Raw genomic sequence first — 26,940 nt, 5'->3', positions numbered from 1 at the left:
CGCCTCCGAAGCGGTCCATGATCGCCCCGTCGGTTCCGCGGGCCTCGGCGACGAGGACCCGGGTGCACCGGTAGGTCGATCGAGAACGAGGATGACCCCAGCGGGACGTCCCGTCAAGGCGAACGCGCCACGGGCCCGTCGGATGGGCGTCCTTCCGGCCCCGGACGCACGAAGGGCGGCCGAGCACGGATGCTCGACCGCCCTGCGTGGGGCCCTCCCCCGCGGTCAGACCGCCGGGGAGGCAGGGGTCACTTGAGGGTGACGGTGGCGCCGGCGGCCTCGAGAGCGGCCTTGGCCTTCTCGGCGGCGTCCTTGGCGACCTTCTCGAGGACGGGCTTGGGGGCGCCGTCGACGAGGTCCTTGGCCTCCTTCAGGCCGAGGGAGGTCAGGGCGCGCACCTCCTTGATGACACCGATCTTCTTGTCACCGGCGGCCTCGAGGATGACGTCGAACTCGTCCTGCTCCTCGGCGGCCTCGGCCGGGGCGGCGGGGCCACCGGCGGCGGCGACGGCCACGGGGGCGGCCGCGGTGACGTCGAAGGTCTCCTCGAACTGCTTCACGAACTCGGAGAGCTCGATGAGGGTGAGCTCCTTGAACGCGTCGATGAGCTCGTCGGTGCTGAGCTTCGCCATGGTGGCGGTCCTTCCTGGTCGTTGCCGGCGCGCGAGGACCGCGGTGCCGGCGGGGGTTTGACTACTGGTCGTGCGGGGACGCTCAGGCGTCCGCGGGCTCCTCGGCGGGAGCCTCGGCGGCAGCGGGAGCACCCGCGGCCTGCTTCTCGCGCAGCGCTTCCACGGTCCGGACGGTCTTGGACAGCGGAGCCTGGAACAGCGCGGCCGCCTTGGTCTGCGACGCCTTGAGGACGCCGGCGACCTTGGCGAGCAGCACCTCGCGGGACTCGAGGTCGGCCAGGGCGGTCACGTCGGCCGCGCTGATGGCGCGACCTTCGAGGAGTCCACCCTTGACGACCAGCTGGGGGTTGGCCTTGGCGAAGTCACGCAGGCCCTTGGCCGCCTCGACCGGGTCACCGGCGACGAAGGCGATCGCGGTGGGGCCGGACAGCTGCCCCTCGAAGGCCGTGACTCCGGCCTCCTTCGCCGCGATGGTGGCGAGCGTGTTCTTCAGGACCGCATAGGTCGTTTCCTGACCCAGCGAACGACGCAGCTCGGTGAGCTGGGCGACGGTCAACCCCCGGTACTCGGTGAGCACCGCAGCGGTGGAACCGTTGAACAGCGCGGTGATCTCCTTCACCGCCGCTGCCTTGTCGGCGCGTGCCATGGGCCCTCCCTTCGTTGAGTAGCGGGGAGCCGGACGGGCCCCGAACGCACGGAACGCCCCGGCGCAGGCGCGCGGGGCGTTCACCGGACCCTCTGTCTGACGGGGTCCGACTCGACTCAGCTCACCTGCGCAGGTCGTCCGTGGAGCGGAACCTTCTGCCGTCCTGCGAGCGGGCTCGCGGTCCGGCGACCGGCGGTCTTCGGTGCTCCAAGGTTACACGGGAATCTGCGAGCCCCGGACCACGCGCCGGCCACGCGTCGGCCGACCGCCGGACAGGAGGAACGCAGAAGGGCGGGACCGGTTGCGCGGCAACCGGTCCCGCCCTCCTTGGAGCGGTGCGGGGATCAGACCGCCGCGGACTCCTCGGCGACGTTGCGGGTCACGGCCGGGTCGACCGGGATGCCCGGGCCCATCGTGGTGGCGATGGTCGCCTTGCGCAGGTAGCGCCCCTTCGAGGACGACGGCTTGAGCCGCAGGATCTCGTCGAGCGCCGCACCGTAGTTCTCGGCGAGCTGGGTGTCCGAGAAGGACGCCTTGCCGATGACGAAGTGCAGGTTGGCGTGCTTGTCGGTGCGGAACTCGATCTTCCCGCCCTTGATCTCGGTGACGGCCTTGGCGACGTCCATCGTCACGGTGCCGGTCTTCGGGTTCGGCATCAGACCACGGGGGCCCAGCACCTTGCCCAGACGCCCGACCTTGCCCATCAGGTCCGGGGTGGCGACGGCGGCGTCGAAGTCCAGACGCCCGGCCGCGACCTCGGCGATGAGCTCGTCGCCACCGACGACGTCGGCGCCGGCGGCCTCGGCCTGGGCGGCGCGCTCACCGACGGCGAAGACCAGCACGCGGGCGGTCTTGCCGGTGCCGTGCGGCAGGTTGACGGTGCCGCGGACCATCTGGTCGGCCTTGCGGGGGTCGACCCCGAGGCGGAAGGCCACCTCGACGGTCGCGTCGTACTTGGTGGTCGAGGTCTCGCGGGCCAGCTTGACGGCCTCGAGCGGGGTGTAGAGGTTGTCCGCGTCGATCTTCTCGACGGCGGCGCGGTAAGCCTTGCTGCGCTTCACTTCTGACTCCTGATGGGTTGCGGGAGGGTGTGGTCGGACGGGCCGCGCGCGGCCCTGCCACGGTGCTGCTCGGTCGTGCGGGGTGCTGCCCGGTCCTGCCGACCGGCCGCCGGGAGACCCGGCGGCCGGTCGCGGTGGATCAGTCCGAGACGGTGATGCCCATGGAACGGGCGGTGCCCGCGATGATGCGCGAGGCCATCTCGATGTCGCGGGCGTTGAGGTCCTGCAGCTTCTGCTCGGCGATCTCGCGGACCTGGGCGCTGGTGAGGTTCGCGACCTTGGTCTTGTGCGGCTCCCCGGAGCCCTTCGCGACGCCGGCGGCCTTCTTGATGAGCTCCGCGGCCGGCGGGGTCTTGGTGATGAAGGTGAACGAGCGGTCCTCGTAGACCGTGATCTCGACGGGGATGACGTTGCCGCGCTGCGACTCGGTCTGCGCGTTGTACGCCTTGCAGAACTCCATGATGTTCACGCCGTGCTGACCGAGCGCGGGGCCGATCGGCGGAGCCGGGTTCGCCATGCCCGCCTTGATCTGGAGCTTGATCAGGCCGGCGACCTTCTTCTTCTTGGGGGGCATGCGCTTCCCTCTCTCTGCAGACGTGACGACCGTTCGGTGCCCGCGGATCGGGCGACGAGGGGTTGTGGTCGTCAGGAGCGATTCTACGGCGTGGCCGGGGATGCCCCGGCACGCCAGCGAGCCCCGGCCGGGGACCGGGGCTCGCTCGACGTCGGGGTCAGATCTTGGCGACCTGGTTGAAGCTGAGCTCCACCGGGGTCTCGCGACCGAAGATCGAGACGAGCACCGTGAGCTTCTGCCGCTCCGGGGCGATCTCGGAGATCGTCGCCGGGAGGGTCTCGAAGGGGCCCTCCATGACCGTGACGGACTCGCCGATCTCGAAGTCGACGACCTTGGGCGCGGGGGCCGCGGCGGCGCCGCCACCGGTCCCGACCGCACCGGCCTTGACCTTGGTCTCGAGCGCGGGGGCCAGCATCGAGAACACCTCGTCGGTGCTCAGCGGCACCGGCTGGTGGGTGTTGCCGACGAACCCGGTCACCCCGGGGGTGTGCCGCACGGCGCCCCACGACTCGTCGGTCAGGTCCATGCGGACCAGCACGTAGCCGGGGATGCGGACGCGGCGGACGTTCTTGCGCTGGCCGTTCTTGACCTCGACGACCTCTTCCATGGGCACCTCGACCTGGAAGATGTAGTCCTCCATGTTGAGGGAGGTCATCCGGGTCTCGAGGTTGGTCTTCACGCGGTTCTCGTAGCCCGCGTAGGAGTGGATGACGAACCACTCGCCGGGCATGCGGCGCAGCTTCTTGCGGAACTCCTCGGCCTCGTCGACCTCGTCGTCCTCGGCCGCGACGGCGTCACCCTCGGCGGCGACGTCGACGTCGGCGGACTCGTCGTCGGTCGCGTCCACGGGGGGCTCGGGCTCGGCGGACGCGGGACCGTCCGCGTCCTCGGCGGCGGCCGCGTCGGCCTCGGCGTCGGCGCGCACGTCGTCGGCGTCGTAGGTCTCCACGTCGACGAAGGACTCCTCGCCGGACGTCTCCTCACCGGTGAGGGCGTCGTGCTGCTCGGGCTCGGAGGACTGCGTGGACACGGGGCTGACCTGCTTCCTGAAGACGGCTGGCGTCGACGACGCGACGGCGGGGGCGGGGCTGGAGCTGTCCGGCGGGGTCAGGACCCGGACCCGAAGACCAGCAGGACCAGCTTCCCGATGCCGTAGTCCAGCGTGGACACGAACAGCATCATCACCGCGACGAAGACCAGGACGACGCCGGTGTAGCTCAGCAGGTCCTTGCGGGTGGGCCAGACGACCTTGCGCAGCTCCTCGACCACCTGGCGCAGGAAGAGCATGAGACCCGTCCGGCCCTTCGGCTGCGCCGGACGGTCGTCGGTCGTGGCCTCGCTCACGTCGAACCAGCTCCCCGGGTACCGAATGACTCGTCGTGCCTGACGCCCCCCGCTGGGACGCACGCGATGGTGCTCGCAGGGCAGGAGGGACTCGAACCCACAACCGCCGGTTTTGGAGACCGGTGCGCTACCAATTGCGCCACTGCCCTGTACCGACGACCGGACCGCCCCGCAGGGTGATCGGACGTCGCTCGGGCCACTGTAGGCGAGGACCGCACCGCCCGTCGAACCGCCCCGCGAGGGCAGGTGGGAGGATGCGGCTCGTGAGCGAGCCGACGCCCCCCGCCCCCGCCCGTCTCTCCGCCCGCGTCGCGGGCATCGCCGAGTCCGCGACCCTCGCGGTCGACGGCAAGGCGAAGGCCCTCAAGGCCGCCGGACGGCAGGTCATCGGGTTCGGGGCGGGCGAGCCCGACTTCCCCACGCCGAAGGAGATCGTGCAGGCCGCGGTCGACGCCTGCACGGACCCGGCCAACCACCGCTACACCCCGGCCGGGGGTCTGCCGGCCCTGCGCGAGGCGATCGCCGCGAAGACCGCGCGCGACTCGGGGTACGAGGTCACCGCGAGCCAGGTGATCGTCACCAACGGCGGCAAGCAGGCCGTCTACCAGGCGTTCGCCGCCCTGCTCGACCCGGCCGACGAGGTCCTGCTGCCCGCGCCCTACTGGACGACCTACCCCGAGGCGATCCGGCTCGCGGGCGGTGTCCCGGTCGAGGTGTTCGCCGACGAGACCCAGGGCTACAAGGTCACGGTCGAGCAGCTGGAGGCGGCGCGCACCCCGCGCACGAAGGTGCTGCTGATGTGCAGCCCCTCCAACCCCACCGGGGCGGTCTACTCCCCCGAGCAGGTCCGCGCGATCGGCGAGTGGGCCCACGACCACGGCCTCTGGGTCGTCAGCGACGAGATCTACGAGCACCTCGTCTACGACGGCGCCCGGGCCGCCTCGATCCCCGTCGAGGTGCCCGAGATGGCCGACCGGACGATCGTCGTGAACGGGGTCGCCAAGACCTACGCCATGACGGGCTGGCGGGTGGGCTGGATGATCGGGCCCGTCGACGTCATCAAGGGCGCGGCTAACCTGCAGTCGCACCTGAGCTCCAACGTCGCCAACGTCAGCCAGCGCGCCGCGCTGGCCGCGCTGACCGGCGACCTGGACACCGTGCACGAGATGCGGACGGCCTTCGACCGGCGCCGCCGCCGGATCACCGAACTGCTCGACGCGATCGTGGGCGTCGAGTGCCCGCTGCCCGAGGGGGCGTTCTACGCCTACCCCTCGGTCCGCGGCCTGATCGGCAAGTCGTTGCGCGGCAAGGAGATCACCTCGTCCGCGGTGCTGGCCGAGATCATCCTGACCGAGGCCGAGGTCGCGGTGGTGCCCGGTGAGGCCTTCGGCCCCAGCGGGTACCTGCGCCTCTCCTACGCCCTGGCCGACGACGACCTCGTCGAGGGCGTGACGCGCATCCAGCGCCTGCTGGCCGAGGTCTCCTGAGCCAGGACCCGGCCGGGCCCGCGGGGCCCGCACCGCTGCGGCTGGCCGAGGTCGTCGCGACCTCGGCGGTCGTGGCCGCCACGCGATCCCGCCTGGCCAAGGTCGCCGCGCTGGCCGACCTGCTCGGTCGGGCCCGCGACGGCGGCGAGGACGAGCTGACCACGGTCGTCTCCTACCTCGGCGGCGCGCTGCGACAACGGCGGACCGGACTGGGCTGGCGCGGGGTGGCCGACCTGCCGGAGCCGGCCGACGAGCCCACCCTCACCATGCTGGAGGTGCACGCCGCGTTCGAGGCCCTGGCCGCCGAGCAGGGGCCGGGGTCGCAGGCCCGGCGCGCCTCGGCGGTCGCGGACCTCTTCGGCCGCGCCGATGCGGCCGAGCAGCGGTGGTTGCGCGGTCTGGTCACCGGTGAGCTGCGGCAGGGGGCGCTGGACACCCTGGTCCAGGACGCGGCCGCCAAGGTCGCCGGGCTGCCGCCCGCCGACGTCCGACGCGCCGCCATGCTGGCCGGCTCGACGGTGACCGCCGGGGTCACGGCCCTGACCGGCGGGGCCGAGGCGCTGGCCCGCTTCGTCCTCACCGTGGGCCGTCCGGTCCTGCCCATGCTCGCCTCCAGCGCGGGGGACGTGACCGAGGCGGTGACGCGGTTGGGTGGTCCCGTCGCCGTCGACACCAAGCTCGACGGCATCCGCATCCAGGTGCACCGCAACGGCTCCGAGGTCGTCGTCACCACGCGCACGCTGGACGACGTGACCGCGCGGCTGCCCGAGGTGGTCGCGGTGGTGCGCTCCCTGCCCGCCGAGACCCTGGTGCTCGACGGCGAGGCGCTGGCCCTCGACGAGCAGGGCCGTCCGCGGGCCTTCCAGGACACCGCCTCGCGGACCGCCCAGAGCCACGGGGCGACCATCACCCCGTTCTTCTTCGACTGCCTGCACGCCGACGGCACCGACCTGCTCGACGCACCGCTCCGCGAGCGGCTGGAGGTGCTCGACCGACTGGTCCCCGAGCGCCACCGGGCCCCCCGGCTGGTCACGGACGACCCGGTCGCGGCCGAGGAGTTCGCGGCCGGGGTCCTGCGCGCCGGCCACGAGGGGGTCGTGGTCAAGGATCTGGCCGCGGGGTACGCCGCCGGGCGGCGCGGGGCGGCCTGGATCAAGGTCAAACCGGTGCACACCCTGGACCTGGTGGTCCTGGCCGTGGAGTGGGGCTCGGGACGGCGCCGGGGGAAGCTCTCCAACCTGCACCTGGGGGCGCGCGACGACCGGCCCGGCGCGCCGGCCCCGTTCGTCATGCTGGGCAAGACGTTCAAGGGGCTGACCGACGAGCTGCTGGCCTGGCAGACCGAGCGGTTCCTCGCCCTGCGGACGCACCAGGAGGGGCACGTGGTGCACGTCCGTCCCGAACAGGTGGTCGAGATCGCCCTCGACGGACTCCAGCGCTCCACCCGCTACCCCGGTGGTGTCGCCCTCCGGTTCGCCCGGGTGCTGCGCTACCGCGACGACAAGACGGCGGACGAGGCCGACGCCCTCGGTGACGTCCTCCGACTCGGCGCCACCCCCGAGGGCCCCGAGGACACCCCGCCCGGCGACTGAGGCGCCATCGCCGGCCCGCGCCGACGGCGGTGCGACGGCGGTGCGACAGCACAGGGGGACCCTGGTGCCGTTCATCGAGCACAGGGTCCCCCGTGCCGTCCCCGGCGACGAGCGTCGCCACCGTGACCGCACGGAGCCCCTGGCAGACTCACGGATCGTGAGCACCTCTCGGCACTCCGTCGACGGAACGGCCCCGCGACCGCTGGCCGCCCTGCCCAAGGCCCACCTCCACCTGCACTTCACCGGGTCGATGCGGACCAGCACGCTGCTGGAGCTCGCCGAGCAGCACGGTGTCCGGCTCCCGGGGGCGCTCTCCGGGCAACAGATGCTCCACCTGTCGCCCGACGAGCGCGGGTGGTTCCGCTTCCAGCGGCTCTACGACGCCGCCCGGGCCTGCGTCCGGACCCCGGAGGACATGCGCCGCATCGTCATCGAGGCGGCCACCGACGACGCGGCCGAGGGGTCCCGGCGCCTGGAGCTGCAGGTCGACCCGACCTCCTACGCCGTCCACGTCGGCGGCATCACGCCCGCGCTGGAGATCGTCTTGCAGGCCGCGCGCGACGCGACCGCGCTGACCGGGACCGAGGTCGCGGTGATCGTGGCCGCCAGTCGGATCCGGCACCCGCTGGACGCCCGGACGCTGGCCCGCCTGGCGGTGAGCTACGCGGGGGACGGGCCCGGCGACGTCATCGGCTTCGGCCTGTCCAACGACGAGCGCCGGGGCGACACGGCGGAGTTCGCGGCCGCCTTCGCGATCGCCCGCAAGGCCGGGCTGGCCTGCGTCCCGCACTCCGGGGAGCTGCTGGGCCCGGCCCACGTCGCCGAGACCCTCGCCCTGCTGCACCCCGACCGGCTGGGGCACGGCGTCCGCAGCAGCGAGGACCCGCGCGTGCTCGCCGGGGTCGTGGAGGCCGGGGTGGCCCTGGAGGTGTGCCCGGCGAGCAACGTCTCCCTCGGCGTCTACGCCGACCTGGGTCACGTCCCGCTGCGACGGTTGATGGCCGCCGGGGCGACGATCGCCCTCGGTGCCGACGACCCGCTGCTCTTCGGCCCCCGGCTGCTGGCCCAGTACGCCAGCGCGCGCGAGGACCAGGGGCTCGGCGACGAGGAGCTCGCGGCCCTGGCCAAGTCCTCGATCAGCGCCTCCCGGGCCCGCGCCGAGGCGAAGCGCGCCTGGCACGCCGAGATCGACGACTGGTTGGCGGCCTGATCCGAGCGGGTGGAGGGGCTGGACGTGGCCCGGACGAGCTGATTGACTCAATGAGTCGAATCATTCATCTGGAGGCGTCATGGCTCTGCCCCTGGCTCTGCTGCCCTACCTTCTCCCCTTCCTCCTGGCCGCCGCCGTGGTGGGCGGGGTGCTGGTCGTCCGGCACGTCCCCGACGGCCGGCTGACCCAGCCCGTCGCCCGCGCGCGACGACGGGGGTGGCTGATCTCGCTGGGGGCGGCGTCGGCCGCCGCCCTGACCGCGACCCTGGTCGCCGTCGCCGCTGCTCGCGGGGGCGGACTCGGCGCCGGACAGCTGCTCGCCGTCACCCCGCTCGTCGCGGCCGGCGCCCACGCCGCCGTGGTCCTGACCGGGGAACTCACCTGGCCGCGCCCCCGCGACCGGGTCCGCTCGGCCCGACTGGTCGCCCGCTCGATCGCGGACAGCTCGCCGCGATGGCTCCTGCGGACCGGGGCGGTGGCGACGCTGCTCCTCGCGGGTGTCTGCGGCCTCGGGATGCTCCTGGCCGACGACGACGGCCGCACGATCTCCTACGCCTGGGGCACCCCGGAGCTCGGGGGCGGCGGTTCGCACAGTCCGTTCCCGGGCACGTTCTACGCGGGGCCGGTCGCACTCGCCCTCGTCGTGCTCGTGCTGCTGACGGGCGCCGTCCTGCACCGGGTCCCGCAGCGTCCGGCCCTGCTCGACGCCGACGCGGACGCGGTCTTGCGCCGAGCCGCCGGGGTACGGGTCCTGCGGGTGGCCACCTCGGCGGTCCTCGGCACCACGGGCGCGCTCCTGGTGGTCGGGGCGATGGCCGCGCGCGGTCTGGCCGCGGTCGGGGGGCTGAACGCGGCCGGCGGTGATCCCGGTCCGGGGCCGTTGTGGGCGCCGCTGGGCGCGGTCGGACTCGTCACCGGACTGGTCACCCTGGCCGCCGCGCTCGCCGTGCTCCTGGTTCCCACCACGCGGGTGCGGGCATGAGCCTGCAGGTCACGGTCGACGCGGACTCCGCCGTCCCGGTGTACGAACAGCTCCGCCGACAGGTCACGACCCTGGTCACCACCGGGGCGCTGCGCCCCGGGGACCGGCTGCCCGCGGCGCGCACCCTCGCGGCCGACCTGGGTCTCGCGCTCGGGACGGTGCAGCGGGCCTACCGGGAGCTGGAGGCGGCCGGCACCGTCGCCTCCCGACGCCGCACCGGGACGGTCGTCACGGCCGGGGTCGAGGTCGAGGAGGACGTCCGGTGGGCGGCCGAGGGGTTCGTCGAACGGGCCCTGTCCTCGGGTCTCACCCCGGAGCAGGCGATGGACGTGGTGCGCGGCGCTCTCGCCCGCGCCCACCCCGTCCGGCGCTGAGGCGCCGGGACCGGGGTGGGGGTCAGAGGGAGCAGCCGACGAGGACCGGCTCGTTGCTGATCCGGACGCCGAACCGACTCTCGACCCCGGCCGCGACGGTGCGGGCCAGGTCGAGGAGGTCGGCGGCGGTGGCGCCCCCGCGGTTGGTCAGGGCCAGGGTGTGCCTGGTCGAGAGGGTGGCGGCCGGGACCAGCCCGAACCCCTTGCCGAAGCCGGCGCGGTCGATGAGCCAGGCGGCGCTCGTCTTGACCCGTCCCTCGCCCGCCGGGAAGCGGGGGGCGTCGGCGGGCAGGGTCGCGGCCTGCTCGACCGTGAGGATCGGGTTGGTGAAGAACGACCCGGCGCTCCAGGTGTCGTGGTCCTCGGGGCCGGACCGGTCGAGGACCATGCCCTTGCCGGCGCGCAGGGCCAGCACCGCGGCGCGGACGTCGGCGAGCGGGGCCCGCTCACCGACCTCGATCCCCAGGGCCCGGGCCAGCTCCGGGTAGACCACCGGCTGGGACCTCCCGAGGCCGACCGTGAGCTGGAAGGAGACGTCGAGGACGACGTAGCGGCTCTCCGGGTGCGCGTCCGCGGGCCCGGCCGGCGGCGCGATGCGCGACCGCTTGAGCAGGGAGTCGCGGTAGCCGAAGGCCAGGTCCCCCGCGGCCAGCGTGCGGACGCGCCCGGTCTGCCGGTCCCAGGTGCGCACGGCCGACACGGTCTGCGACACGTCCTGACCGTAGGCGCCCACGTTCTGCACGGGGGTGGCCCCGACGCTGCCCGGGATGCCGGAGAGGGCTTCCATCCCCGAGAGCCCGAGCTCGACGGTGCGGGCGACGAAGGCGTCCCAGTCCTCCCCTGCGGCCACGGTGAGGAAGGACCCGCTGCAGAAGTCCTGGGTGCCGGAGGACACCCCGGTGGTGGCGATCTGCACGACCGTGCCGGGGAAGCCCTCGTCGGCGACGAGGAGGTTGGACCCGCCGCCGACCAGCAGCAGCGGCTCCCCCGCGGCGTCGGCCGCGGAGACCGCCTCGACCAGCTCGCGCTCGGTACGGGCGACGACGTGCGTACGGGCCGGGCCCCCGACCCGCAGCGTGGTGAGTTCGGCGAGCGAGGTCACGCGAAGCGGACCACGGCACGGGCGCGGCCCAGCACCTTGGCGCCCTCGTGGGTGACCGAGACCTCGACCGTCGCGGTCCGGGCGTCGGCGTCGAGCGCGGTGACCGAACCACCGATGCTCACGACCGCCTCGACCCCGGCCGGGACGACCACGGGGGCGGTGAACTTGGTGGTGAAGGACTGCACGGCGTCGGCACCGGCACCGGCCCATGCCTCGACGGCGGACCCGGCCAGGCCCATGGTGAGCATCCCGTGGGCGATCACGTCGGGCAGGCCCACCGACGTGGCCACGGCCTCGTCCTGGTGGATGGGGTTCTGGTCGCCGGAGGCGTCGGCGTAGGCCTTGAGGTCGGCGCGGGTCAGCCGCTGCTCGACGACGGGGAGGGCGTCCCCGACGGCCAGGCTCTCGAAGGTCCGGGCCGGGCCGGCCTCGGCGCTCATGCGGACTCCTCGGCGCGGACGACCAGCGTGGAGACGGCGGTGGTGACCGGCGTCCCGTCGGCCAGGGCGACCTCGGCGCGCGTGGTGACCATGGCGTTGCCCCGGACCAGGCGGACCCGGTCGACGTGCAGCGTGGTGCTCACGCGGTCCCCGGCCACGATGGCCCGGTGGTGGACGAAGGACTGCTCCCCGTGGACCACGCGGGAGAAGTCGATGCCCGCGGCCGGGTCCTGGACGAACTGGGCGTCGGCCTGCTGGGCGAGGGTGACCGCGTAGGTGGGCGGGGCGACCACGTCGGCGTGGCCGGCGGCCCGGGCCGCCTCGACGTCGACGTGCGCCGGGTGGGGCGCCCGGACGGCACGCGCGAACGCGCGCACCGACTCCCGGGACACCTCGACCGGGTCACCCGCGGGGTAGACCCGACCCTGGAACGACTCGTCGACGCTCACCGGAGGGCGAGGCTCAGCGGGTCTCGCGGTGCGTGGTCTTCTTGCCGCAGCGCGGGCAGAACTTGGCCAGGTCGAGCCGGTCGGGGTCGTTCCGACGGTTCTTCTTGGTGATGTAGTTCCGCTCCTTGCACTCGGTGCAAGCCATCGTGATCTTCGGGCGGACGTCGGTGGTCTTGGCCACGGCGGGTGCCTCTTCCTCAGCTGTCGAACTCCTGCGGGCGACGCGTCGCGCCGCGGTCCGCCTCAGGATACGGGACGTACCGGGGGCGGACGGACATGCGAGCAGCGGCCACCGGATGAACCAGGGGCCGCTGCACGGGAGTAGCGGAGGCCGGACTTGAACCGACGACACAGCGATTATGAGCCGCTTGCTCTACCAACTGAGCTACTCCGCCCCGTCACCACCTCACCGCCGACGGCGGAGGGGGGTACTGCGAGCCCCGATCGAGGATTGAACTCGAGACCTCTTCCTTACCAAGGAAGTGCTCTACCACTGAGCTACCGGGGCCAGGCTCGTCCGTCCCGGATGATCCGGAGCGAACGGTGTCCGAGCCTACACGCCGCGACCCGGAACCGTGGACGGCCCCGGGTCGCGTGGTGCGACGTGCTGGCACAGACGTGGCGGGTGATGGATTCGAACCAACGAAGGCAATGCCGGCGGATTTACAATCCGCTCCCTTTGGCCGCTCGGGCAACCCGCCGTGCGCCCGGCGAACCGTGCGCAGTGAGAGGATAGCAAGGTCTGGGGGGTGTCCCGCACATCGCGGCCCCGCACCCCTCGACGGCACCCCGTTCCCGGCAGGAGAGGCATCCCAGCGTGGCCAGCGAGTCCTCGTTCGACGTCGTCAGCAAGGTGGACCGGCAGGAGGTGGACAACGCCCTGAACCAGGCCGGCAAGGAGCTCTCCCAGCGTTACGACTTCAAGGGCACCGACGCCGACATCCGCTGGAGCGGCGAGTCCATCCTGATGGTCGCCAACTCCGAGGAGCGTGTCACCGCGGTCCTGGACGTGCTGCAGACCAAGCTGATCAAGCGCGGGGTCTCGCTCAAGGCGCTCGACGCGGGTGAGCCGGCCGCCTCCGGCAAGGAGTACCGGATCACCGCCACCCTCAAGGAGGGGCTGGCCCAGGACGTCGCCAAGAAGATCGGCAAGATCATCCGCGACGAGGGGCCCAAGGGCGTCAAGACCCAGGTCACCGGAGACGAGATGCGGGTCAGCTCCAAGAACCGCGACGACCTGCAGTCGGTGATCGCGCTGCTCAAGGGCTCCGACCTCGACGTCGCCCTGCAGTTCGTGAACTACCGCTGATGCGGCCGCCCCTGCCCCGGCCGCGGGTGCCGCGACGCACGCTGCTGGCCCTCGGGGCGGGGGCGCCGCTCGCCCTGGCGGCCTGCTCGTCGGGCGGCGACGCCGGCCGGGCGGGCACGCCCGCGCCCACCGCGCGCTACCGCCCCACCGAGATGGACCCGCTGACCGCGGTCCCGACGGGTCTGGACGCCGGGCAGTGCCGGACCTACCGCTACGGCGAGCACCCGCGGCAGGTCAGCGACCTCTGGTTGCCCGAGGATCCGCGCGACGGCTTGGTCGTCGCCGTCCACGGCGGCGGGTACAACGACACGACCACCCGCAACGACGTCGTCTCCTGGGTCGCCGACCTGGTGTCGAACCGCTGGCCGGTCCTCAACGTCGACTACCGGGGGGCCGGGGACGCCGGCTGGCCCGGCACGTTCGAGGACGTCGCGACCGCGGTGGACATCGCCGTGGACGCCGCGATCGAGCAGGGCGTGAACGCCACCAACTCGATGATCGTCGGACACTCCGCCGGGGGTCACCTGGCGATGTGGGCGGCGGCGCGGCACCGCCTCCCCGCGGGCGCCCCGGGGGCCGACCCCCGCTGGCGCCCGAGGTGCGCGGCCTCGTTCTCCGGCGTGCTGCACCCGAGCGAGCTCGGCGACCTGGACACCGGAGACTCCAACGTCATCGCGGTCTTCGGTGGGACCACCGCGCAGGTCGACGACCGCTACGCCGTCGGCGACCCGACCCGGCTGGTGCCGCTCGGGATGCCGCTGCTCGCCTGCCACGGCACGGCCGACCGGGTCGTCAGCGACCAGCAGTCGGTGCAGTTCGCCGAGGCTGCACGAGGCGCGGGTGACGACGTCGAACTCCGGTTGGTGGAGGGCGCCGACCACGGGCAGCCCCTGAACACGGGCTCGCCCATGTTCCAAATCGGGGTGCAGTTCCTCGTCGCCCAGCTGGGCGACTGACCGGGCCGACCGGCTGCGCCGCAACCGGTCCGGCGACCGCCTCAGCGGCGGTAGCCCGCCAGCGCCTCCAGCCGGGCGATGCGCTCGGCCATCGGCGGGTGGGTGGAGAAGAGCTTGGCCACGCCCTCGCCCCGGAACGGGTTGGCGATCATCATGTGGCTGGCGTTCACCAGTTCGCGTTCCGGGGGCAGGGGCAGCTGCCGGGTCCCGAGCTCCAGCTTGCGCAGCGCCGAGGCCAGGGCCAGCGGGTCGCCGGTGAGTTTCGCGCCGTCCTCGTCGGCGTCGTACTCGCGGGTGCGGGAGATGGCGAGCTGGATCACCGTGGCCGCCAGCGGCGCCATGAGCGAGAGCAGCAGCAGCGCGATCGGGTTCCCGCCGCGCTCGTCGTTGCGGCCGCCGCCGAAGGCACCGAAGAACATGCCGAACTGGGCGATCGAGGTGATCACGCCGGCCAGCGCCCCGGCCACCGAGGACGTGAGGATGTCGCGGTTGTAGACGTGCATGAGCTCGTGCCCGAGGACCCCGCGCAGCTCCCGGTCGTCGAGCAGCTGCAGGATCCCCTCGGTGCAGCAGACGGCGGCGTTCTCCGGGTTGCGGCCGGTCGCGAAGGCGTTGGGGGCCATGGTCGGCGAGACGTAGAGGCGCGGCATCGGCTGGCGGGCCGTGGTGGAGAGCTCGCGCACGATGGCGTACATGTGCGGTTGCTCGGCCTCGGACACCGGCCGGGCCCGCATGGCCCGGATCGCCAGCTTGTCCGAGTTCCAGTAGCCGTAGGCCGAGGTGGCCAGGCCGATCCCGGCGAACAGGAGCAGGAACGTCGCACTGCCGGACTGCGCGCTGAGCAGCGCCCCGACGCCCAGCAGGACCGCCCAGATGGCGCCGAAGAGCGCGGCCGTCTTCAGTCCGTTGAAATGCCGGTGCATCCGACCCTCTCGTCGCTCGTCCCCCGTCTGCGAAGGGTGAACGCCGAAGGGTCGCCCCGCGTTCCGACGGTCCGGCCGGCCGGACCGTCACCGGGCAGCAGCGGATCAGCGGCGGGCGCGGATCTCCGCCGACAGGGCCGGCAGCACCTCAGTGAGGTCGCCGACGATGCCGTAGTCGCAGAACTCGAAGATGGGCGCGTCCGGGTCCTCGTTGATCGCGACGACCGTGACCGAGGCGGCCATGCCCCCGCGGTGGTGCACGGCGCCGGAGACACCGGCGCCGATGTAGAGCCGCGGGCTGATGGTCACCCCGGTCTGCCCGACCTGGGCCTCGTGGCCGATCCAGCCCTCGTCGGTCGCGACACGGGTGGCACCCACGGCTCCGCCGAGCACGTCGGCGAGCTCCTCGACCGGGCCGAAGTCGCCGTTGGTGCCGCGACCGCCGACGACGACCACCTCGGCCTCGGCCAGTTCCGGCCGTTCGCTGGTCGGGCGGGCGTTGCGAGAGAGCACGGTGACCGCCGCCGCGGCCCTCGACGCCTCGGCGTGCAGGTCGTGCACGGCCACCTCGACCGGGGCCGGCGCCGGTTCGGGGAGGATCGAGTGCGGGCGGAGCGTGACGAGGGCCAGCGGAGCCCGGACCGCGCAGTGGGTGGACCAGGACCCGGCGAGGACGGCCTTGGACCCGACCACGACCCCCGCGTCGTCCACGGTCACGTCGTAGACGTCGGAGACGATGCCGGCCCCGGTACGGACGCCGAGGCGGGCCATCAGCTCCTTGGTCTCGAACGAGGACCGGGCCAGGACCAGGCTCGCCCCGGTCTCCTCGACCGCGGCGGCCACCGCGTCCACCTGCACGGCGGTCAGCCCGTGGTCGAGGCCGGGGACGTCGACGCGCAGCAGGGAGGCGACGCCCTGCTCGGCCAGGACCCCGGTGACCTCGTCGAGGACCCCGCCCTGGGCGTCGGAACCGATCCAGGCGGCCACGACCTCCCCGGGGAGCCGACGGGCCAGGGTCAGCAGCTCGGCGCTGGTCGAGCGCAGGCGGGGCCCGTCGCCGGCCGCCTCGGTCGGCAGGTGGTCGAGCAGGACCAGGATGGTGCTCACGCGAAACCCTTCTGGGACAGGAACTCCGCGAGCGCCGCGGCGGTCTCGGCGCCGCCGTTGACGACCGTGCTGCCGCTGCGCTCGGGGCGGGGGGCGGCGTCCACCACCCGCGTCGTGGAGCCGTCGAGCCCGACCGTGGCCGGGTCGAGCCCGAGGTCGGCGACCGAGAGGACGGTGACCGGCGCCTTGCGCGCCGCGAGGATCCCCTTGAAGGCGGGGAAGCGGGCCCGGAACGCCTGGTCGGTCACCGAGACCACCGCGGGCAGGTCGGCCTGCAGCTCCTCGACGACGGTCGAGGTCTCGCGGCGCACCCGTAGCGTCCGGGCCGCGGGGTCGACCTCGATGCGGTCGGCGAGGGTCAGCTGCACCCAGTCGAGCTCGGCGGCCAGGGCGGCCGGGACCAGCGAGGTGAGCCCGTCGAGCCCGGCCATGCCCAGCACGACGAGGTCGACGGGACGTTCCGCGTCCAGGTGGCGGACCGCAGCGGCGAGGACGCGGGCGGTGGCGAGCGCGTCGGACCCGGCGAGGGCCGGGTCGGTGACGTGGACGGCCGTGGTGGCCCCCATGGCGATCCCGCGGCGCAGGGCCTCCACGGCCGGGGCGGGCCCGACGGTGAGGACGGTGACGTCGTGGGCCGGTTCCCCCTCGCCGACCGGATGGGCCTCGACCGTGCGCAGGCCCGCCTCCAGGGCGTCCTCGTCGAGCTCGTTGAGGGTGTCGTCGTCGCCGCCCCGGACCAGCAGGCCGTCGGCGCCGAAGGCGCGGGCCGACTGGATGTCCGGGACGTGCTTGACGCAGACGACGACGCGCACGCTCACTCCCCCGAGCCGGCGGCGGCCTCGGCCAGCACCTGACGGGAGAACCGGATCATGTCCTCGCGGGAGACGACCTTGACGCGCTGGCGGCCCTGCTCCTCACCCAGCTTGCGCTCGTAGGCGTCGAGGGTCTCCCAGTCGTTCCAGGTCAGGACGTCGACGCCCTTGCCGGTGAGGAAGTCCACGATCGCGTCGGGGTCGCCGTCGGTGGCGGTGCGGCGGACGGTCCCGTCACCGGTGAGGTCGGCCACGAGGTGGCGGACGGTCTCCGACGCGTCGGACTTGGTGTGCCCGATGAGCCCGACCGGCCCGCGCTTGATCCAGCCGGTGCAGTAGACGCCGTCGAGGGGCTCGCCCTCGGGGCCGACGACCCGACCCTCCTGGTTGCTGATGACGCCCTTCAGCTCGTCGAAGGGGACCCCGGGCAGCGGCGAGCCGAAGTAGCCGACCGCGCGGTACACGGCCTGGACGTCCCAGTCGTGCGTCTCGCCCGTGCCCTCGACGGTGCCGTCGCCGACGAGCCGGGTGCGCTCGGTGCGCAGTCCGCTCACGTGACCGTCGGTGCCGAGCACCTCGACCGGGGCGTGCAGGAAGTGCAGGTGGATGCGGCGCGAGGCCGTCCCGCCCTCCTCGCGCATGGCCCAGTCGGTGAGGGTCTTGACGACCTGCTTGGTCTGGTTGGAGCCCGCGATGGCGGCCTCGGACCCCTCGTCGAAGTCGAAGTCCTCGGGGTCCACGACGATGTCGACGTCGGGCACGTGCCCCAGCTCGCGCAGCTCCAGCGGCGAGAACTTGACCTGCGCGGGGCCGCGACGGGCGAAAACGTGCACGTCGGTGACCTTCGAGGCCTTCAGCCCGGCATGGACGTTCTCGGGGATCTCGGTGGAGAGCAGGTCGTCGGCGTGCTTGGCCAGCATCCGGGCCACGTCGAGGGCCACGTTGCCGGCGCCGAGGACGGCGACGTGCTGGGCCTCCAGCGGCCACTCCCGCGGGTAGTCGGGGTGGGCGTCGTACCAGGACACGAAGTCGGCCGCGCCGTAGCACTCGGGCAGGTCGACACCGGGCAGCCGCAGCGGGGCGTCCTCGATGGACCCGGTCGAGAAGATGACGGCGTCGTAGAAGCGGCGCAGCTCCTCGAGCGTGACATCGGTGCCGAAGTCCACGTTGCTGAGCAGTCGGATGTCGCCCCGGCCGAGCACCTTCTCCAGGGCCACGATGATCTGCTTGATCCGCGGGTGGTCCGGGGCCACGCCGTAGCGCACCAGGCCGAAGGGGGCGGGCAGGCGTTCGTAGAGGTCGATGGAGACCTCGGGCCCGGCCTTGGAGAGGATGTCCGCCGCGTAGATGCCGGCCGGACCAGCTCCGACGATGGCGACGCGCAGAGGACGATCGGTGCTCACGAGCGAGGACTGCCTTCCGTCAGGGGGACTTCGGCGCGTCGGGCCGGTCGGACCGGGCGGGGACGCACATCGGGTGTGGCAAGCCTAACGCCGGACTGCCGCCGCTGATCCTTGTCGTGAAACGGGTCACGCGCGACCGCCCGATGGTCACGCCCGGGGTCACTCTGCGTCGACATCTCCCCCTCGACATCTCCCCGACGGCACCCGCCCGCACCCGGGTGGGAGTCCGCCGTGGGTGGGTGAGGATGGGGGTGTGAGTTCGTGGTGACCCCTGCTTCCACCCCCGCACCGACCCCCGCACCGACGCCCGCCCCCTCGGCCCGTTCCGGCGCCCTCCTCGGCATCGCCGCCTTCGGGGTGTGGGGGCTGTTCCCGCTCTTCTTCGACGCCCTCGCCCCGGCCGGGGCGATCGAGGTGCTCACCCACCGGATCGTCTGGGCCTTCCTCGTCTGCGTCGTCGCGGTGACGGCGCTGCGCCGCTGGGGCCGGGTGCGCCGGTTGCTCGCCGATCCCGGCAGCTGCGCCCTGCTCGTCGCCGCCGCGATCCTCATCGCGGTCAACTGGGGCGTCTACGTGCACGCCGTGGGGACCGGGCACGTCCTGGACGCCTCGCTCGGCTACTTCGTCAACCCGCTGGTCACGGTGCTCATCGCGGTCGTCGTCCTCGGGGAGCGGTTGCGGACGCTGCAGTGGGTGGCGATCGGCGTCGGCGCGGTGGCCGTGACCGTCCTGACCGTCGAGGTCGGCCGGGTGCCCTGGATCGCGCTGACGCTGGCGTTCAGCTTCGGGTTCTACGGCCTGCTCAAGAACAAGCTGGCCGGACGGGCCGGGGGCGGGGTCGACGCCCTGACCGGCCTGGCCGCCGAGACCACCGTGCTGTTCCCCGTCGCCCTGGTCGGACTGGTGGTGCTGCACGCGGGCGGTACGGCGACCTTCGCCACCGCGGGGGCCGGGCACGCGCTGCTGCTGGTCGCGGCGGGACCGTTGACGGTGCTGCCCCTCCTCCTGTTCGCGCTCGCCGCCGGCCGGGTCGCGCTGTCGACGCTGGGACTGGTGCAGTACCTCACCCCCGTGCTGCAGCTGCTCTGCGGGCTCTGGCTCGGCGAGCGGATGCTGCCCGCGCAGTGGATCGGGTTCGGGTTGATCTGGGGGGCGCTGCTCCTGCTCAGCGCGGACGCGCTGCGAGCCGGGCGGCGGCCGCTGCCCGCCTGAGACCTCGACCCGGGTGATCGGCGCGTCCCCAGACTCGGGTGGCAGAGTCTGATCGTGCTCCCACCGCTGCTCTCCGGACGGGCGCGGCGCGACCGCACGCGCCGCGCGCTGTCCGTCGCCACCGTGGCCCTGTCGGTCGTCTCGCTGCTGTCGGTGCTCTACCCCCCGCTGCGCGAGCGCTTCGAGCCGATCCTGCACGTCCTGCCGCTCGGCGTCCCCATCACGGCGCGCACGCTGCTGGTGTTCGTGTCGGTCGCCCTGCTGCTGCTGGCCCGGGGGCTGCGCACCGGACAACGACTGGCCTGGGTGACCGCCCTGGCCCTGCTGGTCGTCACCTCGGTGCTGCACCTGCTCAAGGGCATCGACGTCGAGGAGGCCGTCCTGGCCCTCGCGCTGGCGGGCTGGATGGCGACGCAGTCGGCCGCGTTCCCGGTCCGGCCCGCGCTCGCGCAGGTCCGGCGGGCGGGGATCGTGGTGGCCGTCGGGGCGGTCGTCACGACCGCGGTGAGCGTCGTGCTCGTCGTCGCGGTCGGGGCCGAACGGCACCCGGGCGAGACGGTCGTCGCCGTCGTCGAACGCCTCGTCGGTTACGACGTCCGGCCCTTCCCCAAGCTGCACGGGCACCCCGACGGCCTCGTGAACCCGCTGCTGCAACCGGCCCTGCTGGCGTTCGGCGTCTGCCTGGTCGCGCTGGGGTTCTGGGCGCTCTTCGGCCCCCGGACGTCGCGCCGGTCGAGCCCCGAGGAGCACGTGGCCGAACGCGAACGGGCCCGCGCGGTCGTGGCCGAGTTCGGCGGCGACACCCTGGACTACTTCGCGCTGCGCGACGACAAGGACTGGTTCTTCGCCCACGGTGGCGTGGTGGCCTTCAGCGTCCGCAACGGCGTGTGCCTCGTGTCCCCCGACCCGATCTGCAGCCCCGCCGCGCGGGGGGACCTGCTCACCGAGTTCTGCGACCACGTCGAACGGCACGGTTGGTCGCTCGCGGTCGTCGGGGCCCGGGCGGACTGGCTGCCGTTCTACGAGGCCGCCGGGCTGCGGCCGGTGTACCTGGGCGACGAGGCCGTCCTGGACTGCACGACCTTCTCCCTCACCGGCAAGTCGATGAAGTCGTTGCGCGGGGCGGTGAACCGGATCACCAAGGCCGGTGTCGTGGCCGAGTTCCGGGACCCGGCGACGCTGACCCCCGCCGAGCAGGCCGAGCTGCTGGCGATCTCCGGGGAGTCCCGCCACGGGGACGCCGAGCGGGGGTTCTCGATGACCCTGTCGCGCATCTTCGACCCCGCCGACACCGGACTGCTGCTGACCGTCGCCCGTTTCGCCGACGGCCGCCCGGCCGGGTTCATCCAGTGGATCCCCGCGGCCGACGTCGACGGTTTCTCCCTCGACGTGATGCGCCGCTCGACCGCCGACGACGTGCCCAACGGGCTCACCGACTTCCTCATCGTCGCCACCGCCCAGCACCTCGCCGCGCAGGGGATGCGCGGACTGGGGCTGAACTTCGCGGTCATGCGCCAGGTCGTGGCCGGGGAGCGGGAGGGGACGGTCGCCGACATCGGCCGGCGGATCCTGAAGTCGCTGTCGAACTCGGCGCAGATCGAGTCGCTGTGGAAGTTCAACGCCAAGTACGACCCGGAGTGGCGGGCGCGCTACGTCATCCTCGACACCCTGGAGTTCGCCGCCGCGCAGGGCCTCACCATCGCCGACGCCGAGGGGGTCGCCGAGCTGCCCGTCGTCGGGCGGTTCCTCGGCCGTTCGAACGCGGCGTCGTGAGCCTGGGGCTGCTGGCGGCCGTCCTGGCCGCCGTCGGGTACGCCGTCGGTTCCGTGCTGCAGTCGGAGGGCGTGCGGCGGGCGGGCTCGCCCGGGATGGGCGCGCTGGCCCGCTCCCCGCTCTACCTCGGCGGGCTGGGCGCGGACGGTCTGGCCTGGTTGCTGTCCCTCGTCGCCCTGCGCCGGCTGCCCGTGTTCGCCGTGCAGTCGCTGCTCGCCGGGTCGCTGGCGGTGACCGTGCTGCTGGCCCGGGTCCTGCTGCACCACCGGTTGCGGCGCCTCGACGCGATCGCCGTGGCCGTGATGGTGGTCGCGCTCGGGCTCGTTGCCGGGGCCGGGCACGAGCAACCGGCCGTCGCCGCCCCGACCGCGGTCTCGGTGGGACTGCTGGTGGCCGGGGTCACGGCGGCGCTCGCCGCGCTGGTGGCCGCCCGGACCCGGGCTCCGTCCTGGGTGCACGCCGTCGTCGCCGGGATCGCCTTCTCGGTCGCGGCGCTGGCCGCCCGGGCCGTCGCCGTCCCCGCCGACCTGCCGGGCGACGCCTGGCGGATCGTCCTGGAGCCCGCCGCCTGGGCCGTGGCCGTGGGGGCCGTCGCCGGGACCCTCGGGTACGCCGCGGCCCTGGAGCGCGGGTCCGTCGGACCGGCGACCGCGGTCCTGTGGGGGGTCGAGGTCGTGGTCCCCGCCGTCGTCGGGATCGCCCTGCTCGGCGACTCGGTGCGCGACGGGTGGGCCCCCGTGACGGTGCTCGCGGTGGCCGCGGTGGTGGGCGCCTCGGCCGTGCTGGCCGGGGCGCCGGGGACGGCCGAGACCACGGCCTGAGCCCGGATCAGTCCTCGACCCGGACCGGTCGGCGACGTGGACCCACCGGGTCCGCCCGTCCCCCGTCGGCTCCAGGCTCCAGTCCCCTTGGAACCCCGAGGGCGATGGACCGGACCCCGGTCACCGCTCCTCGACGCTCACCAGCAGAACCGGGTCGTCCTGGCCCGGCCAGGTCCCGGTCAACGACGGCCCGGTCGGCGACGGCCCGGGCTCCGATGCGCCGCGGTCCGGACGCCGGTGCAGGACCAGGGTCGTCGACCCCGCCCGGATGCGGGTGTCCGCACCCCGTTGCCGGACCTCGACGGGCGCGCCGAGCGCCCCGGGGCCACCACCGCTCCCCCGCACGTGGGTGGTGAGCGGGTTCGGGACCAGCCCGTCCGGGGTGGCCGTGAACAGCTCGGCCTCGCGGCCCGCGGTCCGGACCACCTCCGCCAGCACGGCCGGGTAGACGGGGTCGTGGCAGGCGTCGTAGATCCACCGGTCGCCCAGGGTGGTGTGCGTCATGGTCGTGACGAGCGTGGCGTCGGCACCCTCCCGCGGCGCCCCCCGGTAGGTCAGCGGCACCTGCAGGACCTGCCCCGAGGCGGTGCCCAGCAGGTGGGTCTCGATGCCGACCTCGCCGTCGGGGTCGTCGAACCGGTAGGCGCCGAGCTGGGTCAGCACGTCCGGGGTGACCCCGCCCGCCCAGGGTTGCCGCGGCACCCAGGCCCGGAGCAGCTCCAGCTTGGTGGGCACGATCGTCGCCGGGTGATGGACCGCCATGGCGGGATCCTGGCAGGTGCCCTCGATGCCGGGTTCGGCACAGGGGGACCTTGCGCTCGATGAACGGGAGCAGGGTCCCCCTGTGCCGTCGCGGGGAGGGGCGGGTGGGTCAGCTCCGGGGCCGACGGCGGCGACCGGTCCGCGGCAGCACGGCCGCCACCCCCTCCAGCAGCAGCCAGCCGGAGACGGCGAGCACCTGGACCTGCTGCACGATCCCTCCGCCGGAACCGCCGCTCGCGGCGTCGATGGTCTGGCCGAGACCCGGCAGGGCCGTGCCGAGGGCGACCAGCAGGGCGGTGCCGCGCAGCACGCGCGAGCGGCCCCTGAGCTCGTGGACCAGCATCGCGGCCGCGACGATCGCCCCGGCCGTCCCGACGGTGCTGACCAGGTCGTGCACGAACCCCGTGGGGTCGTCGCCGACGCATCCGCCCAGCGAGGGGGCGCAGGACAGCGGGATCAGGGCCGAGAGCAACGTCCCGACCCCGAAGACCACCGAGGCCACCCCGGTGACCCGCCGTCCGCTGCGCCAGGCCGCGAACCCCAGCAGGGCGCCGAGCACCCCGGTGGAACCGTCGCCCAGGCGGAACAGCCACCACCCCGGCAGTCCGTGGACCGAGAGCTCGCTGATGACCCCGGTGCCGAGGTCCACCGGGGAACCGACCACCCGGTCGAGCAGGAAGTTCGCGTTGACCACGGCCGCGACGGCCCCCGTCGTCAGCAGCAGCGCACCACCCCGGCGCACCGTGGGGAGGGTCAAGGTCACCTCGTCAGGATCGGTCGTCGGGCTGGGAGTCGCCTGGGCGGCGTCGGACCATGGTGGCCCGGGTCCGCTCCGGGTGCCCCCGGAGCAACGGGTGCGGCAGAGTGACGTCATGGACCTGCCGGTGATGCCGCCGCTCGACCCGATGCTGGCCAAGCCGGCCAAGAGCGTCCCCGCGCAGCCCGCGGACGGCCCGCAGACCTGGCTCTACGAGCCGAAGTGGGACGGGTTCCGCTGCGTGGTGTTCCGCGACGGCGACGAGGTGGAGCTGGGCTCGCGCAACACCAAACCGCTGACCCGGTACTTCCCCGAGGTCGTCGCCGCGGCCCTGACCGAGCTGCCGGAACGCTGCGTCCTCGACGGGGAGTTGTTCGTGCCCCGCGCCGACGGGACCCGGTTGGAGTGGGACGCGCTGTCGCAACGGATCCACCCCGCGGCCAGCCGGATCGAGAAGCTCTCCCGCGAGACCCCGGCCCGGTTCGTGGCCTTCGACCTGCTCGCCCTCGGTGACGAGAGCCTGATGACGACCCCGCTGGGGCAGCGGCGCGAGCGGTTGGTCGAGGCGCTGGCCGGGTGCGGGCCGACGTTCCACGTCACGACCGCGACCCTCGACGCCGAACGGGCGACGGAGTGGTTCACCATCTTCGAGGGGGCCGGGCTCGACGGGGTGGTGGCGAAACCCCTCGACTCGGTCTACCGGCCCAAGGAACGCCTCATGACCAAGGTCAAGCACCGGCGCACGGCCGAGTGCGTCGTCATCGGCTACCGCGAGCACAAGTCGGTCCGGGGCATCGGGTCCATGCTGCTGGGGCTCTACGTCGACGGGGAGGTCCGCAACGTCGGCGGCGCCTCGGCCTTCACCCAGGCCCGACGCGGGGAGCTGCTGGACCAGTTGTCCGAACTGCGGCTGGGGGCCGACGTCCGCTCCCCGGGCGAGCAGAACCGGTGGAACAGCAAGGACGACGTCACCTGGGTCCCGGTGCGGCAGGAACTCGTCTGCGAGGTCGAGTACGACCAGTTGGAGAGCGGGCGGTTCCGGCACTCCCCCCGTTTCCTCCGCTGGCGGCCGGACAAGATGCCCGAGGAGTGCACCTACGACCAGCTCGACGTCCCCCGCGAGTACGACCTGGCCGACGTGCTCGCCGGCGCGAAGGACGCCTGAGGTGGCGGCGAAGAAGCCTGCGGGCGAGGAGATCGACGTCGACGGCATCCCCGTGCGGATCTCCAGCCCGGACAAGCCGTACTACCCCGACCTGGGCGAGCAGGGGGTGAAACGGGCCGTCGTGGAGCACTACCGGCGCGTCGCGCCGATCCTGCTGGACACCCTCCGCGACCGCCCCACCCACCTGCAACGGTTCCCCGACGGCATCGACGGCGAGGAGGTCTACCAGAAGCGGGTCCCGCGGTTCGCCCCGGAGTTCGTCGAGACCGTGAACGTCACGTTCCCCTCCGGGCGGACCGCCGACGTGCTGCGCCCGACGACGACCGCGGCCCTGGTGTGGGCCGCGCAGCAAGCGACGATCACGTTCCATCCCTGGCACACCACCGCGCCCGACGTCGACCACCCCGACGAACTCCGGATCGACCTCGACCCGCAGCCCGGCACCGACTTCGCCGACGCCCGCCGGGTCGCGCTGGACACCCTGAAACCCCTGCTCGACGAGCTCGGACTGACCGGCTGGGTGAAGACCTCGGGCGGCCGGGGGTTGCACGTGTTCCTCACCCTTGAACCCAGCTGGGACTTCACCGCGGTCCGCCGCGCGGCGATCGCCGTGGCCCGCGAGCTGGAACGGCGTTCCCCGGACCGGGTCACCGCGAAGTGGTGGAAGGAGGAGCGCGGGGAACGGGTGTTCGTCGACTTCAACCAGAACGCCCGCGACCGGACGATCGCCAGCGCCTACTCCTTGCGCCGCACCGCGAAGGCGACCGTCTCCACCCCGTTGACCTGGGAAGAGTTGGAGTCCGGGGTGGACCCCGACGACTTCACCCTGCTGACGTTCGCCGACCGGTTGGAACGGGTGGGCGACCTCTGGGCCGGTCGCCGCGAGTCCCCGCAGTCCCTGCGGCCGCTGCTCGACCTGGCCGCGACCGACGAGGCGAACGGGTTCGGGGACATGCCCTACCCGCCCAACTACCCGAAGATGCCCGGGGAACCGAAACGGGTCCAACCCTCCCGGGCCCGGGCGGAGGAGGCGTGAGCCCCGGGCTGGACCGCGCCCGGATCCTGGCCGCGGCTGCCGCGGTGGCGGCCGAGGACGAGGACCGCGCCGGGGTCGCGATGTTCCTGGCCCTGGATCCCGGGCCCGGCGACACCCCGCCCGACGGTCGCCGCCCGGCCACCGGTCTGGCCCGCGAACTGGGCGAGATCTGGCGGGTCCTCGCAGCGCACGACGAGTCGGTCACCATCCAGGACGCACTCGCCGTCCTCGCCGACCAGCGGTTGCGCCCCACCCCGGCCGCCACCCCCATCGTCCCGCCCGACCAGCTCGCGGCCTGGCGCCCGCCAGGCACCCCGCAGCCGACCGACCGGCACGGGGAGGCCCGCGAGGTGGTCGAGGCGGTCGTCGCGAACCGGGTGCTGCGGGTCGTGAACTACCACGACACCCCGCTCGGCCGACGGCAGGAGATCGAGGCCGAACTGCGCTGGTACGCCGACCGGTTCGACCCGGTGAGCGCCGAGGAGGTCCACCGGTTCCGGCGCGAGGGAAGCTGGTCGAGCACCCGCCCCGGTATCGTCTGCGCGTTCTACGACGGGTTCGCCTCGGCCGTCTCGGTCGCCCGGCCCGTCCTGGACGACACGGGGTTGATCGGGTGGTTCTACCCCCCGACGGCCTTCCTCGACGTCCCGCCCGCCGAGCAACCGGCGTTCGCCCGGCAGCACCAGTACGGGGTGCTGGAGAACCCGGCCGGGCGGTTGGCGATGACCTGGGACGACCTGGCCGACCTGGCCGAGCGGCACGAGATCTGCGGACACACCGCGACCCACGCCGCCGCGGCGGCGGTCATCGAACCGGAACGGGTCGAGGCCGAGGTAGTGGAACCCCTGGCCCGGTTGACCGAGGCCATCGGGCGGGTCCCGGCCGCCTGGGCGTGGTTGGGCGGGTCGCCGCGGGCGGTCGGCACCCCCGGGGACGAGGCGGTGCTGGCGGCCGGGGTCCGGTTGCACGTCAGCAACGCTGCGATCGAATACGTCGACCTCCCCTCCTAGG

At 73.5% G+C, this 26,940-nt stretch carries 29 protein-coding genes and 4 tRNA genes; 13 read left to right on the top strand and 20 right to left on the bottom strand.

The window, feature by feature from the left end:
• Positions 1 to 248 precede the first annotated feature (248 nt).
• The 7 genes from rplL to ACFFKU_RS15040 all read right to left on the bottom strand — a co-directional run bounded on the left by rplL (position 249) and on the right by ACFFKU_RS15040 (position 4,406).
• A complete protein-coding gene (rplL, locus tag ACFFKU_RS15070) occupies positions 249 to 632 on the bottom strand; it encodes a 50S ribosomal protein L7/L12 (RefSeq protein WP_380139143.1) in 384 nt (127 codons plus the stop codon).
• A gap of 82 nt (positions 633 to 714) precedes the next feature.
• On the bottom strand, positions 715 to 1,278 hold the full coding sequence (gene rplJ, locus ACFFKU_RS15065; protein WP_380139142.1) for a 50S ribosomal protein L10: 564 nt from the start codon (positions 1,276 to 1,278) through the stop codon (positions 715 to 717).
• 344 nt (positions 1,279 to 1,622) lie between these two features.
• Positions 1,623 to 2,339 (bottom strand): 50S ribosomal protein L1, encoded by a 717-nt coding sequence (gene rplA, locus ACFFKU_RS15060; RefSeq protein WP_380139141.1) that lies wholly within the window; start codon positions 2,337 to 2,339, stop codon positions 1,623 to 1,625.
• Positions 2,340 to 2,478: 139 nt separating this feature from the next.
• Complete coding sequence (rplK, locus tag ACFFKU_RS15055; protein ID WP_380139140.1) at positions 2,479 to 2,913, bottom strand: 50S ribosomal protein L11; 435 nt, start codon at positions 2,911 to 2,913, stop codon at positions 2,479 to 2,481.
• Between the two features lie 157 nt (positions 2,914 to 3,070).
• Positions 3,071 to 3,943, bottom strand: a complete 873-nt coding sequence (gene nusG / locus ACFFKU_RS15050; RefSeq protein ID WP_380139138.1) for a transcription termination/antitermination protein NusG — start codon at positions 3,941 to 3,943, stop codon at positions 3,071 to 3,073.
• 77 nt (positions 3,944 to 4,020) lie between these two features.
• Entirely contained in the window at positions 4,021 to 4,200 is a 180-nt protein-coding gene (gene secE, locus ACFFKU_RS15045) for a preprotein translocase subunit SecE (RefSeq protein ID WP_380139375.1), read from the bottom strand.
• 133 nt (positions 4,201 to 4,333) lie between these two features.
• A tRNA-Trp gene (locus ACFFKU_RS15040) sits at positions 4,334 to 4,406 on the bottom strand.
• A gap of 114 nt (positions 4,407 to 4,520) precedes the next feature.
• Between ACFFKU_RS15040 and ACFFKU_RS15035 the strand changes: the two genes are divergently transcribed.
• The 5 genes from ACFFKU_RS15035 to ACFFKU_RS15015 all read left to right on the top strand — a co-directional run bounded on the left by ACFFKU_RS15035 (position 4,521) and on the right by ACFFKU_RS15015 (position 9,902).
• Positions 4,521 to 5,744 (top strand): pyridoxal phosphate-dependent aminotransferase, encoded by a 1,224-nt coding sequence (locus ACFFKU_RS15035; RefSeq protein WP_380139137.1) that lies wholly within the window; start codon positions 4,521 to 4,523, stop codon positions 5,742 to 5,744.
• Positions 5,745 to 5,779: 35 nt separating this feature from the next.
• Positions 5,780 to 7,336 (top strand): ATP-dependent DNA ligase, encoded by a 1,557-nt coding sequence (locus ACFFKU_RS15030; protein WP_380139373.1) that lies wholly within the window; start codon positions 5,780 to 5,782, stop codon positions 7,334 to 7,336.
• Positions 7,337 to 7,493: 157 nt separating this feature from the next.
• On the top strand, positions 7,494 to 8,546 hold the full coding sequence (locus ACFFKU_RS15025; protein ID WP_380139136.1) for an adenosine deaminase: 1,053 nt from the start codon (positions 7,494 to 7,496) through the stop codon (positions 8,544 to 8,546).
• 79 nt (positions 8,547 to 8,625) lie between these two features.
• A complete protein-coding gene (locus ACFFKU_RS15020; RefSeq protein ID WP_380139135.1) occupies positions 8,626 to 9,528 on the top strand; it encodes a hypothetical protein in 903 nt (300 codons plus the stop codon).
• A complete protein-coding gene (locus tag ACFFKU_RS15015) occupies positions 9,525 to 9,902 on the top strand; it encodes a GntR family transcriptional regulator (protein ID WP_380139134.1) in 378 nt (125 codons plus the stop codon). Before ACFFKU_RS15020 ends, ACFFKU_RS15015 begins: the two co-directional genes overlap by 4 nt.
• A 22-nt stretch (positions 9,903 to 9,924) precedes the next feature.
• On the opposite strand, the gene ACFFKU_RS15010 is transcribed toward ACFFKU_RS15015, so the two are convergent.
• The 7 genes from ACFFKU_RS15010 to ACFFKU_RS14980 all read right to left on the bottom strand — a co-directional run bounded on the left by ACFFKU_RS15010 (position 9,925) and on the right by ACFFKU_RS14980 (position 12,594).
• Positions 9,925 to 11,004 (bottom strand): UDP-N-acetylmuramate dehydrogenase, encoded by a 1,080-nt coding sequence (locus ACFFKU_RS15010; protein WP_380139133.1) that lies wholly within the window; start codon positions 11,002 to 11,004, stop codon positions 9,925 to 9,927.
• On the bottom strand, positions 11,001 to 11,444 hold the full coding sequence (locus tag ACFFKU_RS15005; protein WP_380139131.1) for a MaoC/PaaZ C-terminal domain-containing protein: 444 nt from the start codon (positions 11,442 to 11,444) through the stop codon (positions 11,001 to 11,003). Before ACFFKU_RS15005 ends, ACFFKU_RS15010 begins: the two co-directional genes overlap by 4 nt.
• On the bottom strand, positions 11,441 to 11,893 hold the full coding sequence (locus ACFFKU_RS15000) for an FAS1-like dehydratase domain-containing protein (protein WP_380139129.1): 453 nt from the start codon (positions 11,891 to 11,893) through the stop codon (positions 11,441 to 11,443). The genes ACFFKU_RS15005 and ACFFKU_RS15000 overlap by 4 nt, the downstream gene beginning before the upstream one ends.
• A gap of 13 nt (positions 11,894 to 11,906) precedes the next feature.
• Entirely contained in the window at positions 11,907 to 12,074 is a 168-nt protein-coding gene (gene rpmG / locus ACFFKU_RS14995; protein WP_012085006.1) for a 50S ribosomal protein L33, read from the bottom strand.
• A 141-nt stretch (positions 12,075 to 12,215) separates the two neighbouring features.
• Positions 12,216 to 12,288 (bottom strand) — tRNA-Met (locus ACFFKU_RS14990).
• 41 nt (positions 12,289 to 12,329) lie between these two features.
• Positions 12,330 to 12,401 (bottom strand) — tRNA-Thr (locus ACFFKU_RS14985).
• 111 nt (positions 12,402 to 12,512) lie between these two features.
• Positions 12,513 to 12,594 (bottom strand) — tRNA-Tyr (locus ACFFKU_RS14980).
• Between the two features lie 116 nt (positions 12,595 to 12,710).
• On the opposite strand from ACFFKU_RS14980, the gene ACFFKU_RS14975 reads away from it, so the two are divergent.
• Entirely contained in the window at positions 12,711 to 13,202 is a 492-nt protein-coding gene (locus tag ACFFKU_RS14975) for a YajQ family cyclic di-GMP-binding protein (protein WP_380139127.1), read from the top strand.
• On the top strand, positions 13,202 to 14,158 hold the full coding sequence (locus ACFFKU_RS14970; protein ID WP_380139125.1) for an alpha/beta hydrolase family protein: 957 nt from the start codon (positions 13,202 to 13,204) through the stop codon (positions 14,156 to 14,158). The genes ACFFKU_RS14975 and ACFFKU_RS14970 overlap by 1 nt, the downstream gene beginning before the upstream one ends.
• A 41-nt stretch (positions 14,159 to 14,199) precedes the next feature.
• On the opposite strand, the gene htpX is transcribed toward ACFFKU_RS14970, so the two are convergent.
• The 4 genes from htpX to ACFFKU_RS14950 form a co-directional block, all read right to left on the bottom strand.
• Positions 14,200 to 15,081 carry a zinc metalloprotease HtpX gene (gene htpX / locus ACFFKU_RS14965; protein WP_380139124.1) on the bottom strand — a complete coding sequence of 294 codons (882 nt, stop codon included), beginning with the start codon at positions 15,079 to 15,081 and terminating at the stop codon, positions 14,200 to 14,202.
• A 105-nt stretch (positions 15,082 to 15,186) separates the two neighbouring features.
• On the bottom strand, positions 15,187 to 16,188 hold the full coding sequence (locus ACFFKU_RS14960; protein ID WP_380139123.1) for an electron transfer flavoprotein subunit alpha/FixB family protein: 1,002 nt from the start codon (positions 16,186 to 16,188) through the stop codon (positions 15,187 to 15,189).
• Positions 16,185 to 17,000, bottom strand: a complete 816-nt coding sequence (locus tag ACFFKU_RS14955) for an electron transfer flavoprotein subunit beta/FixA family protein (protein ID WP_380139121.1) — start codon at positions 16,998 to 17,000, stop codon at positions 16,185 to 16,187. Before ACFFKU_RS14955 ends, ACFFKU_RS14960 begins: the two co-directional genes overlap by 4 nt.
• A gap of 2 nt (positions 17,001 to 17,002) precedes the next feature.
• The gene (locus ACFFKU_RS14950; protein WP_380139119.1) at positions 17,003 to 18,403 is read right to left on the bottom strand and encodes an FAD-dependent oxidoreductase; all 1,401 of its coding nucleotides are present in this window, start codon (positions 18,401 to 18,403) and stop codon (positions 17,003 to 17,005) included.
• 261 nt (positions 18,404 to 18,664) lie between these two features.
• Here ACFFKU_RS14950 and rarD point away from each other — a divergent pair, with 261 nt between their 5' ends.
• The 3 genes from rarD to ACFFKU_RS14935 are packed head-to-tail and all read left to right on the top strand — an operon-like array spanning position 18,665 to position 22,209.
• Positions 18,665 to 19,615, top strand: coding sequence for an EamA family transporter RarD (gene rarD / locus ACFFKU_RS14945; protein WP_380139117.1), 951 nt, complete (start codon positions 18,665 to 18,667; stop codon positions 19,613 to 19,615).
• 54 nt (positions 19,616 to 19,669) lie between these two features.
• Positions 19,670 to 21,388: an MprF family protein gene (locus ACFFKU_RS14940; RefSeq protein ID WP_380139115.1), complete on the top strand. Its 1,719-nt coding sequence runs from the start codon at positions 19,670 to 19,672 to the stop codon at positions 21,386 to 21,388.
• The gene (locus ACFFKU_RS14935) at positions 21,385 to 22,209 is read left to right on the top strand and encodes a hypothetical protein (RefSeq protein ID WP_380139114.1); all 825 of its coding nucleotides are present in this window, start codon (positions 21,385 to 21,387) and stop codon (positions 22,207 to 22,209) included. Before ACFFKU_RS14940 ends, ACFFKU_RS14935 begins: the two co-directional genes overlap by 4 nt.
• A gap of 120 nt (positions 22,210 to 22,329) precedes the next feature.
• Here ACFFKU_RS14935 and ACFFKU_RS14930 read toward each other — a convergent pair whose 3' ends face one another.
• Positions 22,330 to 22,971, bottom strand: a complete 642-nt coding sequence (locus ACFFKU_RS14930) for a CG0192-related protein (protein ID WP_380139112.1) — start codon at positions 22,969 to 22,971, stop codon at positions 22,330 to 22,332.
• A gap of 109 nt (positions 22,972 to 23,080) precedes the next feature.
• Entirely contained in the window at positions 23,081 to 23,734 is a 654-nt protein-coding gene (locus ACFFKU_RS14925) for a DUF998 domain-containing protein (RefSeq protein WP_380139111.1), read from the bottom strand.
• Positions 23,735 to 23,843: 109 nt separating this feature from the next.
• Between ACFFKU_RS14925 and ACFFKU_RS14920 the strand changes: the two genes are divergently transcribed.
• Genes ACFFKU_RS14920 through ACFFKU_RS14910 form a run of 3 tightly spaced genes read left to right on the top strand, consistent with a single transcriptional unit; the run spans position 23,844 to position 26,939 of the window.
• Entirely contained in the window at positions 23,844 to 24,893 is a 1,050-nt protein-coding gene (locus ACFFKU_RS14920) for an ATP-dependent DNA ligase (RefSeq protein ID WP_380139109.1), read from the top strand.
• 1 nt (position 24,894) lies between these two features.
• Positions 24,895 to 25,929 (top strand): non-homologous end-joining DNA ligase, encoded by a 1,035-nt coding sequence (gene ligD, locus ACFFKU_RS14915; protein WP_380139108.1) that lies wholly within the window; start codon positions 24,895 to 24,897, stop codon positions 25,927 to 25,929.
• A complete protein-coding gene (locus tag ACFFKU_RS14910; protein WP_380139106.1) occupies positions 25,926 to 26,939 on the top strand; it encodes a polysaccharide deacetylase family protein in 1,014 nt (337 codons plus the stop codon). Before ligD ends, ACFFKU_RS14910 begins: the two co-directional genes overlap by 4 nt.
• Position 26,940 lies beyond the last annotated feature (1 nt).

The organism is Kineococcus gynurae (assembly GCF_042433995.1).
Lineage (GTDB): Bacteria > Actinomycetota > Actinomycetes > Actinomycetales > Kineococcaceae > Kineococcus > Kineococcus gynurae.
This window is presented reverse-complemented; position numbering and strand designations above follow the sequence as displayed.